The following is a 17,778-nucleotide window of genomic DNA, read 5'->3' on the forward strand; positions in this document are numbered from 1 at the left end:
TAAATCAATCTAAAAATTTACCAGTTTTATCGTCTAGAATAGTTAATTTCGGCTGCATTTTCATGTAAAACAATTTTTAATATCATTAAAAGAACCAATGAATTATTCTAAAGTCAATAATATAGTCGGCTGGATCTGCTTTCTAATTGCAACAATAACTTACGTTTTAACTCTTGAGCCTTCTGCAAGCTTCTGGGATTGCGGCGAATTTATAGCTTCAGCGTTCAGAATGCAGGTTGTACATCAACCCGGCGCTCCACTATTTTTAATGCTTCAACGCTTTTTCTCCATCTTCGCCTTTGGCGAGGTAACCAAAATTGCTTACTGGATGAACGTTGGCTCGGCAGTATCAAGTGGTGCAACTATCCTATTCTTGTTCTGGACCATCACGGCATTGGCTAAAAAAACATTGGTTAAAGCTGGCGAAGAAATTTCTAAAAGCGACTTGATCAGCATTATTGGTGCTGGAGCAGTGGGTGCTTTGGCTTATACATTTTCTGATAGTTTTTGGTTTTCGGCAGTAGAATCTGAGGTTTATGCACAATCTTCCCTATTTACTGCAATTGTATTCTGGGCAATTTTGAAATGGGAATCTCATGCAGATGAACCCCGGGCAGACCGTTGGTTATTGTTCATTGCTTATATTATGGGTTTATCAATCGGAATCCACTTATTAAACTTACTAACAATCCCGGCAATTGCCTTTATTTATTATTTCAAAAGAACTGGCAAAGCCACCACGGCAGGCATTTTCAAAACCCTTGTTGCAGGTATCTTAATTTTAGCGGTAATCCAATATGGAATTATCCAGTACCTGGTCTCGTTTGGTGCATATTTTGATTTATTCTTCGTCAATACCTTAGGCCTTGGTTTCGGAACTGGTGTTTTGTTTTTTGCCATCATTGTAATTGGCTTATTGGTTTGGGGAATCAGATACTCCATTAAACACCAGAAAAAATTATTAAACCTGGGTTTGATTTCTACAGTATTGATCATTTTCGGTTATGCTTCTTTCTCGATGATCATCATCAGGGCAAAAGCTGATCCTAACTTAAATAACAGTGCACCGAAAGATGCTTTCTCTTTCTTAAGCTACTTAAACCGCGAGCAGTATGGCGACAGACCTTTGGGTTACGGGCCTAACTACAACTCGGAACGTGTGGGTCTTAAAGAGGGTGGAAAAACAATCTGGAGAAAAGGTGCCGATAAATATGAGAAAGCCGGTACAAAAACCGATTATGAATACAATAACAACACCTTGTTGCCTCGTATGTATAGCGATGATGCCCGTCATGCTTCTTTCTACAAAGAATGGATGCACCTGGATGATGCAAAAAAACCGAACGTAGTAGACAATGTTGGCTTCTTATTTAGTTACCAGATTGGCTACATGTATATGCGCTATTTTGGCTGGAACTTTATTGGTCGCCAGAATGACGAACAAGGCCAGGGAAGTGGTTATGAAGGCGAATGGTTAAGCGGAATCAAAGCCTTTGATTCATGGAAAATTGGCGATCAGAGTCACTTGCCTCCATCTACAGTAGATAACAATGCTTACAATCGTTTCTTCTTTCTGCCTTTAATTATTGGTTTGTTGGGTGCCATCTGGCACTTTCAACGCAATCAAAAAGATGCAGGTGTGGTTGCCTTGTTATTCTTCTTTACGGGTATTGCCATTGTTTTATACCTCAATCAAAAACCTTTAGAACCGCGTGAGCGTGATTATGCTTATGTAGGATCGTTTTATGCCTTTGCGATATGGATCGGTCTCGGCGTGCTCGCCATTCGGGAATGGGTACTCAAGAAGCTAACCCCAACTGTTGGTGCTATTACCGCTACCGTAATTGGTTTACTGGTTGCTCCGGTAATTATGGCAGAGCAAGGCTGGGATGATCACGACCGTTCGACTAAAATGGTTGCCCATGATATTGCATTGGATTATTTAGAATCCTGTGCACCAAATGCAATTTTGTTCACCTATGGTGATAATGATACTTATCCACTCTGGTATATTCAGGAGGTTGAAAATGTTCGTCCTGATGTGCGGATTGTGAATTTAAGTTTGTTCGATACGGATTGGTATATTAATGGTTTAAGACAGAAACAAAATGAATCTGATCCATTGCCAATCACAATGAAACCTGAACAATATGTTCAAGGAGAAAGAGATGTAATGCCTTTCGATGATTATAAAATCGCTGGCAGCGTTGAACTTAAAAACATTGTAGAATTGTTGTTATCGAATGATGAAAATGATAAAGTTGCGATGCAGGATGGTACGAAATCTAACTTCCTGCCAACTAAAAACTTTAAAATCACCATTGATCCGCAACAGGTCATCAGTACAGGAACGGTTTCGGCAGCCGATGCGGCGAAGATTACTCCTGAAATGGACTGGACTTTCAACAAAGGATATGTAACCAAAGGTACTTTAGCCATGCTGGATATTCTTGCACACAACAACTGGAAACGTCCGATTTACTTTGCTTCTACCGTACCTTCTGAGCAATACAATGGCTTAGATAAGTATTTATACAGTGAAGGATTGGCTTTACGCTTAGTACCATTTAAGGCTGATACAACTGCGAACGAAGAAAGAGCAGAACAGTTGAATACCCCAGTATTGTACAATAACGTAATGAATAAGTTTAAATGGGGTAACATGAAAACGGCTACCTATTTAGATCCTCAATCATCTGATGATACCTTTATTTTCACTAATATCTTCAGCAATTTAGCCGGAAGCTTAATTAAGGAAGGTAAGAATGCAGAAGCGAAAAAAGTGGTAGATAAATATTATGATGTAATGCCGCAACGTTTCTTCGGAATCCGTACAGTAGTAGTGAAATACTACATGGCAGAAAATCTTTATAAGCTTGGTGAAACGGCGAGGGCAAATGAGATTTTAACTCAATCTGGAGATTATATCAATAAAGAACTAATTTTCTTAAGTGATATTTCACAATCAAAAGGATCATTAACGGGTTCGCAGAATATTCAAACTGGTTTGTACTATTTAGATAGAATGATCAAAGCCAGTAAAGCTGCCGGACAAGAGAAGGTAAGTACACAATTGGAGAAGATATTTGCTTCTTTAGAAGCTAAATTCTCTGGTTATTACGGCCAGCAAGGACCAGCACAATAATCCCATCTTAAAACGATATCAAAGCAGCTGCATTCATTTGTAGCTGCTTTTTTTATGCCATCAACTTACGAAGTCTCAAAGGCCTAGAGCGCGGAAGGACTTCGCAAATTTTAAAGATGAAGCAAAACTGAACTCAATTAAGACTGACGAAGTTTCCCCTACACACCACCCGACTAAACTTCGTAAGTCGACCAACTTGCGAAGTCTCAAAGGCCGGGAGCGCGGAAGGACTTCGCAAGTTTTAAAGATGAAGCAAAACTAAAAACTCAATTGAGACTGACGAAGTTTCCCCTACACACCACCCGACTAAACTTCGTAAGTCGACCAAATTGCGAAGTCTCAAAGGCCGGGAGTGCAGAAAGACTTCGCAAGTTTTAAAGATGAAGCAAAACTGAAAACTCAATTGAGACCGACGAAGTTTCCACTACACACCACCCAACTAAACTTCTTAAGTCGACCAACTTGCGAAGTCTCAAAGGCCGGGAGCGCAGAAAGACTTCGCAAGTTTTAAAGATGAAACAAAACTGAAAACTCAATTTAGACTGACGAAGTTCCCCTACACACAGCCCGACTAAACTTCGTAAGTCGACCAACTTGCGAAGTCTCAAAGGCCGGGAGCGCAGAAAGACTTCGCAAGTTTTAAAGATGAAACCAAACTGAAAACTCAATTGAGACTGACGAAGTTTCTCCTACACACCATCCTACCAAACTTCGTAAGTCAAAAAAAAATCCCGCTCGGCCAGGCCAAACGGGACAAAAAAAATATAGTTAGTTAATGATTATTCGTTTACTACACCCATTGCACAGAATTTCTCGATTCTTTGCTCGATAAGTTTGTCAGTCTTTAGCTTACCCAATGAAGCTAAATCTTTGATGATATAATCTTTTAAAGTATTTCCCATTAATTCCGGATCCTGGTGCGCTCCACCAATTGGCTCTGGAATAATTCCATCAATAAGTTTGTTACCAAACATATCATCTGATGTTAATTTCAAGCATTCTGCCGCTTTCTCTTTGAAATCCCAGCTTCTCCATAAGATAGAAGAACAAGATTCTGGAGAAATAACCGAATACCAGGTGTGTTCCAGCATATAAACCCGATCGCCAATGCCAATCCCTAAAGCTCCACCAGAGGCACCTTCACCCACAACAACACAAATAATTGGCACACGAAGCACAGACATTTCCAGTAAGTTTCTGGCAATTGCCTCTCCTTGTCCACGTTCTTCGGCCTCCAAACCAGGATAAGCCCCCATGGTATCGATAAACGAAACCACTGGCTTATTAAACTTTTCTGCCAGGCGCATTAAACGTAAAGCTTTGCGGTAACCTTCAGGGTTAGCCATACCGAAATTGCGAAACTGACGCTCTTTGGTATTTTTACCTTTCTGATGACCGATAACCATTACTGTTTGGCCATTTATCGTAGCAAAACCACCAATAATTGCCTTATCATCTTTAACTGTTCTATCGCCATGAAGCTCAATAAAATCATCACAAATCATGCTGATGTAATCGAGCGTTTGCGGACGATCCGGATGGCGGCTCATTTGAACCTTATTCCAGCCTGTTAAATTTTTATATAAGTTATGGGTGGTTTCATTTAATTTACTATCAAGCTCTTCTAAAGTGGCAGACATATCTACCTTAGTTTTATCGGCAACTTGCTTAACCTTTTCTATTTGCTGAACTAAATCTGCAATAGGTTTCTCAAAATCGAATGATGTTTTTATTTGCTGCATAATTGAACTACAAAAATAAGTAATTATTTTTAGTTTGCAGACAACAGTTTTATTTACTTTAAAGGGAGCATAAAGCTTGAGTTACCTCCGGCCTGGGTAGTGGGCAGCTTACCATCCCATTTTGTAGTACCAATAGTATCTCACTACCGTCGGATTTAGCTTACCTAGGTTATTCTACTATGAGGGGTTTCCAAGCCACAAGCTGAAGCGATTTAGCCCTGATTGAAGCGGCATCTCCCGATTCTTCATCGGGAATACAGCGCAAAGCAGGAACAAACATTAATATTTGCACTGCCTTTGCGCTGCCCATAAAAAATGACAGACTTTAATTTAGTTAACTGTATCTCTGCATTCTGATCTTAAAACTTTTAAATCCTAACCCATTCCTGCCTATTTACACCCTGATCTTAAAATCCTATAATCCCAACCATCATAGCTAAAACTTCGCTGCCTCCCCATCTTTTGGTAACGCTTTTTTAATAAACTCCCTGATGTGGTTGTTTGCTGTTTTCAAATCATCTTTACGCAGGTACATCATGTGTCCGCTACGGTAGCCTTCCCAGGTCATTCGATCTTGTAGTTTACCTGCCCCATCCAACTGCCACATGCTGTATTTTGCGTTGAAATAATCGCAGGCACCATCGTAATAACCAGATTGTACCAATAAATGTAGATATGGGTTTTGTGCCATTGCCTGGCGAAGATTGTCTCCGGTTTGATCGCCCGTTTTATCCCATGGATAAACGGAACCGAACATATTATACTTCAAATCTGTTTTATAGTTCAGCTCATTGCGGATGTACATATTAATGGCTGGCGTAAACGAATGTAACCACGATGTTAATTCGGCATTATAATCCGGACCTTCGCCAGCGCTCATTTTATCGATACCGCGGTAACGTGAGTCTAGCCGGCCGACAGTGAAACCTTTATCTCTCATCAGCTCTTTCCAGAAGAAATCTGTTGGCACATTGAGGTTATAATCCATAATTACCTTTTCTGATAAACCAGAATATCGAGCCATTTTAGTCGCGATGACTTTCTTTTTATCTGCGCTTAACATGCCACCTTGTGCAATGGCTGGAATTAACTCGTTTATGGTAAAAGTTTCTACCTCTGGCAACATGGCTGTTAAATCTTTCGATTGCAAATCTGCTGGCAACACTTTATGGTACCAGGCAGTAGCCGCAAAATAAGGTAAACGCAAAGCGGCATCAACCGGGCCACCACGCTCAATGCCTAGCTCGGTTGGCGAAACTAAAACTACACCATTCAGATACATCCATTGGCTATTTTGAAGCTCAAGGGCCAAACCAGAAACCCGTGTAGTACCATAACTTTCGCCTATAAGAAACTTTGGAGATGCCCATCGATTATTTCGGGTTACGAAAGTATTGATCCACTCGGCTAAATATTTGATATCAGCCCGAACGCCAAAGAACTTTTCTTTTGGTATATCCTTGCTAGTGGCACGAGAATAACCGGTATTCACTGGGTCTACATAAACAATATCGGCGACATCGAGGATAGAATATGGGTTTTCCTTGTAGCCATACGGCTGTACGGGATAGCCTTCATCATCTATATTTAAAACCACCGGACCTGTGTAAGCAATATGCATCCAAACAGATGCTGAGCCAGGACCGCCATTAAAGGAAATCACCAATGGTCTTTTATCGCGGTTTGAAACATCGCTGCGCTCATAATAAGTATAAAACAAGCCTGCAATTGGCTTTCCTTCTTCATCCCATACTGGTAAAGTACCTGTTGTAGCTTTATAGGGAACTGATTTTCCATTAATATTTACCGCGTGATTAGTAACCACAGCACTTTCAACTTTAATGGTTCTTTCATTTGCTACAGGCTTCGGCTCATCCTTAACCGTAACTTCTGTGGTGGTTTTAGTTTCTTTTGATTGGTTTTTCTTCGGGCCTTGTTGTGCATGCACAAAAAAGCCAGCACATAATAATGTACTGAGTATAATTTTGGATTTCATTAAAGGTTTGGTTTGAGTCTTTAAATATCAAATTAAAGAAGCGTTAATCAAAGATCGTTGTAGAAATGTTACCAAATCTTACGTCCTCCTAAACTTGATTCAGGTTTTTTTTTGAATCGTACAGTTTTTTCCCACTGCGCTGGCTTGCCTCGGCTTACCGCCGAAGGGCTTTCTTCTTTTTCTTAACAAAAAGAAGCAAAAGTCAAGGCTTGGAACTGATGTCGGATAAATTCGTTAACGCTTTGTTTCGTCAGCACAAGCACCCGATGAAAAATCGGGAGAGAACGTGCTGCCTTGGGTTGTAGTGGTTTGAAAGATTGTGGTAGAAGCTTTAAACGTTTTCTCCATCCATCATTTCCTAGGCCGGGCAGCAGGATGGCAATAGCGAGGTGTAAAGTTACATTTATAAGTTTTCTTTCTAGGTTAGGCGGCTTTTTGAGTTGGTATGAATAGGGGGATTAATACGGTCGTCTTCCTGAACTTGATTCACTGTTGTCCGGTTAAAGTTTAAACGATCCATTAAATCCTTTAAATCAAGCTAAAAAAGCTGTTTTTATCTCATTTTTAAAAGGTAAGCCCATTGTTTTATAGGTTTCCTAAAAATCTTGAACTAATTCGGCTGTCCGGTAAAAAACTATCATTTTCAGAGGTTTTAATATTTTAAACCGCTCATAGCTTCCATATCCTGCAAAATATTCTTTTGGTTAAGGAATATTGCAGCCATTTGTGATTAGGCTGTCCGGTAAAAATTTGTTCAAAAAGTTTTACCGGACAACAGTGAACTTGATTCAGGATCTTTTCACAGAAGCCCAAAAACGATCGACGAAAAACTAACAATGATCAAAGTAAAAACAATTTAAACAGACCTATTCTCTTCAACCCCCAACATCGCCGTCAACACATCATCTGTTTTCTTCGGTTCTCTGATGAATACATAACAAATTATCGCGGCTAAAATCATTAAACCACCACCGAGCTGAACGGCTAAAAGGCGATCATTATTTAATACATTCCGCATTAACCAGCCAAATCCCAGTGAGGCTATAATTTCTGGCAATACGATAAAGAAGTTGAAAATCCCCATGTAAATACCAATTTTATCCTTCGGTAAAGAACCACTCAGCATGGCATAAGGCATGGAAAGAATACTAGCCCAGGCAACGCCAACGCCTGTCATACAGAGGTATAACATATTTTTATCATGTACCCAGGCTACGCTAATCAAGCCGATGGCACCACAAATTAAACAAATGGCATGGGTTGTTTTTCTTCCCAGCGCATCGGCAATTTTAGGCAGTACCAATGCAAAAAGAAAAGTAATTACACTATAGTAGGCTAAAGTTAAACTTCCAAAATCTGCGCCCTGGGCGTAAACTGGATCGGCGGCATCTTTACCTCCAAAAACATTTACGGCTACGGCTGTAGTATAATAAAACCACATGAGGAATAATCCCGGCCAGGTAAAAAACTGGACCAAAGACACAATCTGCATGCGCTTAGGCATATTTCTTAATGCACAGAAAATTTCATTCACTCCATTTTTAAATCCTCCACTGCCTTTATCCTGAAGATTTTCATCCTGCGGCGGATATTCTTTTGTAGTAAAGACAGTCCACAATACTGCTGCGAAAAAGAAAAATGCACCGATATAAAAAGAGAACTTCACATTTTCAGGAATGCTTCCCTTTGCGGCGGTATTTTGTAGATGAAATACGTTATTCATGAGCCAGGGTAGTGAAGAAGCCACACTTCCGCCTAAACCGATCATCATACTCTGCATAATGAAACCACGGTTCACCTGGCTATCTGGTAATTTATCGGTAACGAAAGCACGGAAAGGTTCCATGGCAATGTTGCCAAAAACATCTAAAACCCAAAGTAATCCTGCGGCCATCCAAAGGACACTACTATGTGGCATCACAATTAAGGCAAGACTACTCACAATCGCTCCGATCATAAAATAAGGTCTTCTTCTCCCCCATTTTGGATGCCAGGTTCTGTCGCTCAGGTAACCGATAACAGGTTGCACCAGCAGCCCGGTTAAAGGCGCTGCCAAAAACAACAATGGAACCTGATCTGGATTGGCACCAAGATTTTCATAAATACGCCCCATGTTGGCCCGTTGTAAATCCCAGCCGAATTGAATTCCGAAAAACCCAACACTCATGTTGATGATCTGTACGAGGGTTAATTTCGGGTTCTCGAAAATTGTTTTTAAGCTCATTGTATTTGGTTATGGTTAACCGCAAAGGTCGCAGAGTGAAATGCGCAAAGGTTGCAAAGGCGGGTTTTCATACTATGTTCTTTGCGAAAGTCTTTGTCTTTGCAGGTTTCTTTTACTAATTGTTTGCATTAACCGCAAATGGCGCAAAGTGAAAAGCGAAGGTTGCAAAGGCGGGTTCTCATACTTTGTGTTCTTTGCGAAATACTTTGTGTCTTTGCGGTTTCTTAATTTTAAAATTCTATCACCTGCGCCGAAACCGGTCCAAGCTTCACAGGAATGCTCGTTCCTGCCGGAATGTTTAATTTTTTATTCGTCAGTAAATCTGTTACTGGCGAAGAACTTTTCATTTTCAAAATATAATCCGGGATTTCGATATTGGCATCTAACGTTTGGTTTCTATCGAAGTTCACTACGATTAATAAACGCTGTTTACCAGAGTAACGGATAAAGGCATACATGCGGTTATTCATGTTTCCGGTTTGTGGAACATCATAAATTTCGCCATGTAAAACGGCATCACTGGATGTTGTTACTTTTAACAGTTGCTGATAATAAGCCCGCAGCTCTTGCTGATCTGCATTTAATCCATGCCCATCAAACAAGCCACCATTCATCCATTGTTGATGGTATGGAACGCCCCAATAATCAAAAATTGTGGTGCGGTTATCATCACCACCAAAACCCTCAGCACCTTTACCTGGTTCGCCAACTTCTTGTCCGAAGTAAAGCATTACTGGTCCGGTACCTAAAGTTGCCGAAACCACCATTGCAGGTAGTGCCAGTCCGGCTTTCCCTGCAAAGCCATCAGAAGCAATTCTTTCCTCATCATGGTTTTCTAAAAAGCGCAACATATGTTTACCAAAACCAGCGCTTTCTACCTGCCATACGTGACGGATGGCTGCAACATCTGCATTTGGTTCGTTTCTGATTAATCTTTTTAAGCCATCATACAAACCAACTTTATCATATAAATAATCAAATTTACCTTCCACCAGATACTGTTTGTAAACCTGAGGATTGTAAGCTTCACCCAGAAAAATTAAATCCGGATTTACTTTTTTTACTTGAGGAATTACCCAGTTCCAGAAAGCAATTGGTACCATTTCGGCCATATCGCAACGAAAACCATCGACACCTTTTTTAGTCCAGAAGATTAAAATATCCCTCATTTTTAACCAAACCGGTGGAATCGGATCGAAATATTGTTTCTCTCCATTTTGATAATCCACACCATAATTTAGTTTGATGGTTTCGTACCAGTCATCATATTTTGGCGCAGCAGAGAAAACATTATTGCCTGTGGCCTTTGCCGGATTTTCATTAAATTCCCCATCCTGCAGAGCAGAAAGCGGCGTTTTTTTTCCGTTTGTTGGCACTACAAAAGGCTGACCAGGAACATAGTAAAAGTCATTTTTAGCACTAAAACTTTTGCTTACATCGTCTTGCTCACCAAAATCAATTACATTTTTTGGCTTGGCGTATGAATGATAACTTCTGGCTACATGATTTGGAACGAAATCGATAATTGCTTTCAGGTTTTTGGCATGTGTTCTTTTGATCAAAGCTTCAAACTCCTGCATCCTGTTTTTCACATTAACTGCTAAATCAGGATTCACATCATAATAATCACGAATGGCATAGGGCGAACCTGCTCTGCCTTTTACCACATCGGCATCGTCAACCTTAATCCCATAAGCAGCATAATCTGTTAAACTTGCATGGGCAATGGCGCCGGTGTACCAAACATAATTTACATGAAGTTCTTTAATTCCATCTAAAGCCTTATCGGTAATGTCGTTGAATTTACCCGAACCATTTTGCTCTATAGTTCCGTAAGGGATATTACTGGTGTTTTTATTTCCAAATAGCCGGGGCAATAATTGATAGATCACGATTTGTTGATCGTTCATTTTTTTACTCTTTTTTTGTGCAAAGGATGATAATGAAATTAGTAAAAGGAAAAATGCAAATACAGAAATCTTCGAAGCGAAATTGCTTCGTCGTTCCTCCTTGCAATGACGACCTATTGAGTGGTTGCCATCTTCCATTTTACGTTTTACCTCTACAATCATACCAGTTCCGCATTTTTAACTTCAATTTCCGTGTTACCTGCTAATTTGTAAACCTGATTTTTAATTCCGATTTCTAAATCAACGGCATTGTTATTTTTAATGTTGATACCGTTTTCAGTGATGTTTATTTTAAGCGTTGCGCCTCTGAAACCAATTGTAAACGAGAACGATTTCCACTGTGTTGGCAAAAACGGATTAAATTGTAATTTTCCATTTCGCACACGCATTCCGGCAAAACCTTCTACCACACTCATCCAGGTTCCGGCCATCGATGTGATGTGTAAACCGTCTTCGGTATCGTTATTATAGTCGTCTAAATCTAAACGGGCAGTACGCAAATAAAATTCGTAAGCACGGGCCTCATCATTTAATTTCGCTGCCAAAATACTGTGTACGCAAGGCGATAAGGAACTTTCATGTACGGTACGTGGCTCGTAGAAATCGAAGTTTCTTCTGATGGTTTCCAAATCATAATCCTCTTCGAAGAAATATATTCCTTGTAAAACATCAGCTTGTTTGATAAATGGTGAACGTAAAATTCTATCCCAGCTCCATTTCTGGTTAATCGGGCGATCGCTGGCAGTCAAATCTTTCACTAAAATCTGTTCTTTATCTAAATAACCATCCTGCTGTAAGAAAATTCCCTTTTCCAGATCCTCCGGATAGTACATTTTTTCGATGATATCTGCCCAGTCTGTAAACTCCTGATCTTTAAAAGATAAGCTTTTCTGCAAGCTGGCATATTTTTCCGGTTGTTGCGCTTTAACAATTTCTGCCGCCTCAGTTGCATATTTCATGCACCAGGTGGCGAGTAAATTGGTGTACCAGTTGTTGTTGATGTTGTTTTCGTATTCATTCGGACCAGTTACGCCAAGCATCACATATTTCTGCTTGTCGCTGCTCCAGTTTACGCGTTGTTTCCAGAAACGGGCAATGCCGATTAACACTTCTAAACCAAAGTCAGACAGGTAACTTTCATCACCAGTATAACGGATATAATTGAAAATGGCGAAAGCAATGGCACCATTACGGTGGATTTCTTCAAAAGTAATTTCCCACTCGTTATGGCATTCTTCACCATTCATGGTTACCATCGGATATAAAGCCGCACCATCTTTAAAACCTAATTTCGCCGCATTCTCAATTGCCTTCTGTAAATGTTTATGGCGATAGATTAATAAGTTTCTGCTGACTTCCTGCGGAGCAGTAGCCAGATAAAACGGTACACAATAAGCTTCGGTATCCCAATAAGTAGAGCCTCCGTATTTCTCGCCCGTAAAACCTTTCGGACCGATATTTAAGCGATCATCTTTACCTGTATACGTTTGGAACAATTGAAAAATATTGAACCTGATGGCTTGCTGCGCAGAAACATCACCTTCAATAATGATGTCGCTTTCTTCCCATTTGGTTGCCCAGGCTGCTGTTTGTTCTTTGAGCAAAGTAGCGAAACCCTTGGCGGTGGCTTTTGCAATTACCGATTTAGTTTCCTTTAAAAGTGATTCTTTCGGATAGTTTTCTGAAGATAGATTTGCTGCAATTTTAATGAGCGTAATCTCTTCGTTGGCCTTTACATCCAGCGTTACAGTTTGTCCGACGAATTTCTCTCTACGAACTTCCTCTAACTGGATAGTAAGCTGTTCACCATTTTTATAGATTTCGATGTTACTTCCCGTACAGACTTCAAACGCTGTTTTTTTCGTTCTTAGTTTAATATAAGCTTCTGTTCCTGAAAACTCATCAGCTACCAGATCCCAGAATTTTTCATCGTAATTGCTATCCTGATTTTTAACATCACCATCAATAAATGGCATTAATGTTAGTTTTCCATCAAAATCTACTGGCGTGATGGTGTAACGAATCGCACCCACTTCATCATCAGCAATGCTACAAAAACGGATCGCTTTTACCTTCACCGTTTTACCGCTTTTTAGCTTAGCGGTGAAAGTACGCTCCAAAACACCGGCATGCATATTTAACACCCGTTTGAAATCGCTTACTTCGGCAGTGGCTAAATCTAAAACTTCATCATCTAATTTTACTTCAATTCCTACCCAGTTTGCTGCGTTTAAAACTTTAGCAAAATATTCCGGATAACCGTTTTTCCACCACCCCACACGGGTTTTATCTGGATAGTAAACACCAGCAACATAGTTACCTGGCAAAGTTTCGCTGGTATAAGTTTCTTCAAAATTAGCCCGCTGACCCATCCGGCCGTTGCCTAAACTGAAAATACTTTCTGAAATTTTATTTAAATGTGGATCAAAGCCTTCTTCGATAATGTTCCACTCATCTGCTTTAATGTAGTTTTTCATAATTAGTATCAAGTAGGTAGTATCAAGTAATTAGTATCAAGTATCAAGACTTTGAGCCTTACACTCTGCGCCATAAACCTTTACTTTAAACCCTATACCTTAAACCTATAAATTCTCTAAATCTTTAACTTTTAGATAGTATTGAGTATCAAGTATTAAGATTGGATATTCACTTGATACTTGATACTCAATACTTATTACTCCTTTTACAACTCTTCTAAATCTTTAACTGTTAATTTATCCAATCCGCTTACCACCACATCTGCATCGGTAAGCACACTTTTTTCACCAATACCAATAGCTTTCATCCCGCCTCTTTTTGCAGCTTCCACGCCAGCAACTGCATCTTCAAAAACTACACATGCTGCCGGTTCGAAACCTAAAAGTTCAGCGCCTTTTAAAAATACTTCTGGATCTGGTTTTGATTTCGTTACCATGTTTCCATCTACAATTTCATCAAAGAAATGAGCCAGATTAGTCCGTTCTAAAATGATTCCTGAATTTTTGCTGGCAGAACCTAAAGCCAGTTTATAACCTGCCTTATGAATTTCAGTTAAGAAATCTACCGTTCCTGGTAAAACTTCAGCTGGTGTCATTTTGGTGATCATTTCTACATACCAGCTATTCTTTAACGTTGCCAGTTCTTCCTTTTCGGCGTCGGTTTTCTCAACACCGCCCCAGGCTAAAATTTTATTTAAACTTTCTACCCGGCTAACACCTTTTAACTGCTCATTTTGCTCTTCAGTAAAATCGAAACCCATCGTGTTTGCTAAACGTTTCCAGGCCTGATAATGATAAACTGCAGTATCTACAAGGACACCATCGAGATCAAAGAGACAAGCCTTTATTTTAGTTGGGAGTTTAGCGTTTGGGGTTTGGAGTTCTTCTTGCATTGTTTGTTGTAGTTAGTATCAAGTATTTAGTATCAAGTATCAAGATTGGGTGCTTTACCGGGCTTTCTGCATATTAGTATCAAGTAGCGAGTATCAAGTATCAAGACTGGGCGCTTTACCAAGCTTTAAGCTTTAGTCTTTTTGCTTTCCACCTTTTTAGTATCAAGTACCAAGACTGGGCGCTTTATCGGGCTTTCTGCTTTAGTCTTTCAGCTTTCCACCTTTTTAGTATCAAGTACCAAGACTGGGCGCTTTATCGGGCTTTCTGCTTTAGTCTTTCAGCTTTCCACCTTTTTAGTATCAAGTAGCGAGTATCAAGTATCAAGACTGGGGACTTTATCAGGCTTTAAGCTTTAATCTTTGTTCTCTCTAATTCAATTCTAAAATTAGCGTTGTCTTTGCTGGCACTTTAATTTCATTGAATGAAACGTTTTCGTTAGTGATGATGTTTCTTGCCGAGGTAGTTCCGAGTGTTCTTTCTGCGAACCGATCGGTTTTTAATATTTTTTCTTTTTCGGCATTGTTCACCACTACCATTACTGTTCCTTTAACGCTTTCCTGGTAGCGGAAGTAAACATAAATATCATCTTCCGGCACAAATTGCATTAATTTTCCGCTTTGTAAAGAAACACTGTTTTTTCGATAATTTGCGAGTGTGCGTACAAAATTAAATGCATCATTTTCTTTATTTGTTCTGCCCTTGGCGATGAATTTATCTTTTTTGTCGCCATTCCATCCGCCAGGAAAATCAGCACGCACCAAACCATCAGGATTGGAAAAGTTTTTCATCAAAATTTCGGTACCATAATACATTTGAGGAATACCTCGCATGGTAAGCAATAGGGCCATTCCCATTTTATATTTTTCAAAATCTTCATTCACTACAGAATAAAAACGACTCATGTCGTGATTATCTAAAGCAATACAATTTTGAGTTGGATCTTTATAAAGAAAATCGTGAGCAATCACATCATACAAACGGTTCACGCCGTCTGTCCAGCCATTTTTACCATTTAAAGCTTCGTAAATCCCTTCTTTCACTGCCATATCGGTAATCCCTGGCAAGTGCGTATTAAAACCACGGTTTACAGTATTTCCTTCTGTGAAGTAAGCCTGATTTGGCACACCGCTTACAAAGGTTTCACCGAAGATGGATAGATTAGGAAATTCAGCTTTTACCTTCAACGCCCAATCTGCCATGTAAGCAGGATCGTTATAAGGATAGGTATCTAAACGTAAGCCATCAATACCTGCATATTCGATCCACCAGATGTGGTTTTGGGTGAGGTAATTTTGCACATAAGGATTCTGCTGATCCAAATCGGGCATAGAGGGTACGAACCAGCCATCGAGCATTTTTTTGCGATCGGCTTGCGAGGCATGCGGATCCATTACGGTCTGATCACGGTAGCTCGTTTGGGTATAAGCCGGCCATTGATGCACCCAGCTTTTCATCGGTAAATCTTTGAAAAACCAATGTCCGGTACCAATGTGGTTGTGAACAATATCTTTGATCACCTTCACGCCTTTCGCATGAGCGGTTTCTACGTATTTCTTAAAAAGCTCGTTTGTTCCATAACGGGGATCAATTTTATAATGGTCGGTTACGGCATAACCATGATAGGAAGCTTTCTCCATATCATTTTCAATTTCGGGCGTCATCCAAACGGTGGTGATGCCTAAATCTTTCAAATAATCCAGGTGATTGATCACACCTTGAATATCGCCACCATGACGGTAATACATACTGTCGCGGTTTAGTGTCGTTTCCGCTAATCCCTTAACTATATCATTACTTTTATCGCCATTCGAAAAACGATCTGGCATTAATAAGTAAATAAAATCTTTTTGTGTTACGCCTTGAATTCTGGTTGCGTTTTTATCGCGGTTCCTTAATTCGTACGGGTAACTGAATATCTTTTTTCCGTTTACAGTGAAGTTAATGGGGAATTTCCCTGCCTTGGCAGTTGGAGCAATGGTTAAATCTAGAAAAAGGTAATTCGGGTTCTCCACTTTATTAACCTTTACCAGTTTTACACCTGGATAAGTTAATGATACGGTACTGGCCGAGATGTTTTCGCCATGTACAATTAATTGTAATGCAGGGTTATGCATGCCTGTAAACCAAAACATCGGTTCGATACGCTCCAATTTCTGTGCGAATAAATGGCTACCTGATATCAGAATCAGTAAAGCCAGAAACATTACTTTTTTCCCTGCAAAATGCAGAAATTTTGTTTGAGCATTTGATAATAATGGAAGAAGCGAAAAATTTTTGGAGCTGAACATGCTGAAACATTAAAGGATAAAAGCCCTGCAGAACTTGCGTTTTGCAGGGCGAAATATAAATAACTATTTTTTTATCATGGTATAAGTACCGCCTGTTACTTTATCGCCCGCTTTTACCAGGGTTAAAGTAATACTGTAAGTACCAGGAGTTTCCACTTTAATATTGCCACCACCCAAAGCGAGCGTAGTACCTCCGCCTAAATCAATTGCCCAGTCATGACCAAAGCGGAATTTAAATTCGCCTTTAACCAGAGTTGTTTCAAGCGTGTAAACCATCGATTTTCCATCGTTGATTACTTTCATATCGGTATCGATAGCCCAGCCACCCGGAGTAGCGTCACCAATAAGAGACCATTCTTTTGGCGTGGTGATGCTATAAGTTGATTTATTTAAATCGACAGTTACTTGTTTAACCACCGCATCTGGCGAATTTATATCTCCACCTGAAGTACTGATTGTGCCAGCACCCGCATCACCATAAGAAAGATCCCATTTTTTTGCAGGCGTAATTTTAAAGGCAAGCTTACCGGGAGTAAACGCAATCATTCCGGTATAAATACCATTGCTTGATAAGGAAATTAAACTATCGGCAGTAGCTGGGGTCCAGCCCTGATAAGCACCAGGAGCATAAATCCAGGCCGAAGCCAGGTAAGGTGTTGCGCTCAGGGTAACCACATTAGAGTAACTCATATCATTTGCGGCTGCGCCGGATTTTAACCTCACTTCAACCTGTGCCGGTGTACCTACTACGCCGCCTAAAGCCAAAATCATGTTATTTAACGCCGTAACTGTTGGTGCATAAGTACCCGCTGTTACATTAATTTCCCGGGGGCTGCTAAAGTTTTTACCTTTTAAATCAAACTGTAAGGTAGAACTTACAGGAACTACATAACCAGTAGCGGCAGATAAAGGATAATTTAAAGTGACTGCGGTTTGGGTGCCATTTGATTGCACCAGGCTAATATTGGTTGCCGAAGCCGCTAGCGTTCCTGCAGGTGTAATATTGGAAACCGTTTGTGTTTCCTCCTTTTTGCAAGACCAAAGCGATAGCGCAATTAAGCCCAACGCAAAGGATTTGAATAATTTTGATTTCATATCTTAT

Annotated in this window: 9 protein-coding genes; 1 reads left to right on the forward strand and 8 read right to left on the reverse strand. The window is 40.0% G+C overall.

Features of this window, described 5'->3' with window-relative positions:
- Positions 1-97: 97 nt before the first annotated feature.
- A complete protein-coding gene (locus ACN1CD_RS10850) occupies positions 98-3,145 on the forward strand; it encodes a DUF2723 domain-containing protein (protein WP_419130411.1) in 3,048 nt (1,015 codons plus the stop codon).
- Positions 3,146-3,924: 779 nt separating this feature from the next.
- Here the strand turns inward: ACN1CD_RS10850 and ACN1CD_RS10855 are convergent.
- The 8 genes from ACN1CD_RS10855 to ACN1CD_RS10890 form a co-directional block, all read right to left on the reverse strand.
- Positions 3,925-4,887, reverse strand: coding sequence for an acetyl-CoA carboxylase carboxyltransferase subunit alpha (locus ACN1CD_RS10855; protein WP_419130412.1), 963 nt, complete (start codon positions 4,885-4,887; stop codon positions 3,925-3,927).
- 436 nt (positions 4,888-5,323) lie between these two features.
- The gene (locus ACN1CD_RS10860; RefSeq protein ID WP_419130413.1) at positions 5,324-6,883 is read right to left on the reverse strand and encodes a S10 family peptidase; all 1,560 of its coding nucleotides are present in this window, start codon (positions 6,881-6,883) and stop codon (positions 5,324-5,326) included.
- 856 nt (positions 6,884-7,739) lie between these two features.
- Entirely contained in the window at positions 7,740-9,107 is a 1,368-nt protein-coding gene (locus tag ACN1CD_RS10865; RefSeq protein ID WP_419130414.1) for an MFS transporter, read from the reverse strand.
- A 230-nt stretch (positions 9,108-9,337) separates the two neighbouring features.
- Positions 9,338-11,179 carry an alpha-amylase family glycosyl hydrolase gene (locus ACN1CD_RS10870; protein WP_419130415.1) on the reverse strand — a complete coding sequence of 614 codons (1,842 nt, stop codon included), beginning with the start codon at positions 11,177-11,179 and terminating at the stop codon, positions 9,338-9,340.
- Positions 11,176-13,494, reverse strand: a complete 2,319-nt coding sequence (locus ACN1CD_RS10875) for a glycoside hydrolase family 65 protein (protein ID WP_419130416.1) — start codon at positions 13,492-13,494, stop codon at positions 11,176-11,178. Before ACN1CD_RS10875 ends, ACN1CD_RS10870 begins: the two co-directional genes overlap by 4 nt.
- Positions 13,495-13,700: 206 nt before the next feature.
- On the reverse strand, positions 13,701-14,387 hold the full coding sequence (gene pgmB / locus ACN1CD_RS10880) for a beta-phosphoglucomutase (RefSeq protein WP_419130417.1): 687 nt from the start codon (positions 14,385-14,387) through the stop codon (positions 13,701-13,703).
- Between the two features lie 369 nt (positions 14,388-14,756).
- Positions 14,757-16,676: a glycoside hydrolase family 13 protein gene (locus tag ACN1CD_RS10885; RefSeq protein WP_419130418.1), complete on the reverse strand. Its 1,920-nt coding sequence runs from the start codon at positions 16,674-16,676 to the stop codon at positions 14,757-14,759.
- A gap of 63 nt (positions 16,677-16,739) precedes the next feature.
- Positions 16,740-17,771, reverse strand: a complete 1,032-nt coding sequence (locus ACN1CD_RS10890; protein ID WP_419130419.1) for a SusE domain-containing protein — start codon at positions 17,769-17,771, stop codon at positions 16,740-16,742.
- Between the last annotated feature and the right edge of the window lie 7 nt (positions 17,772-17,778).

Source organism: Pedobacter sp. N23S346 (assembly GCF_048515415.1).
Lineage (GTDB): Bacteria > Bacteroidota > Bacteroidia > Sphingobacteriales > Sphingobacteriaceae > Pedobacter.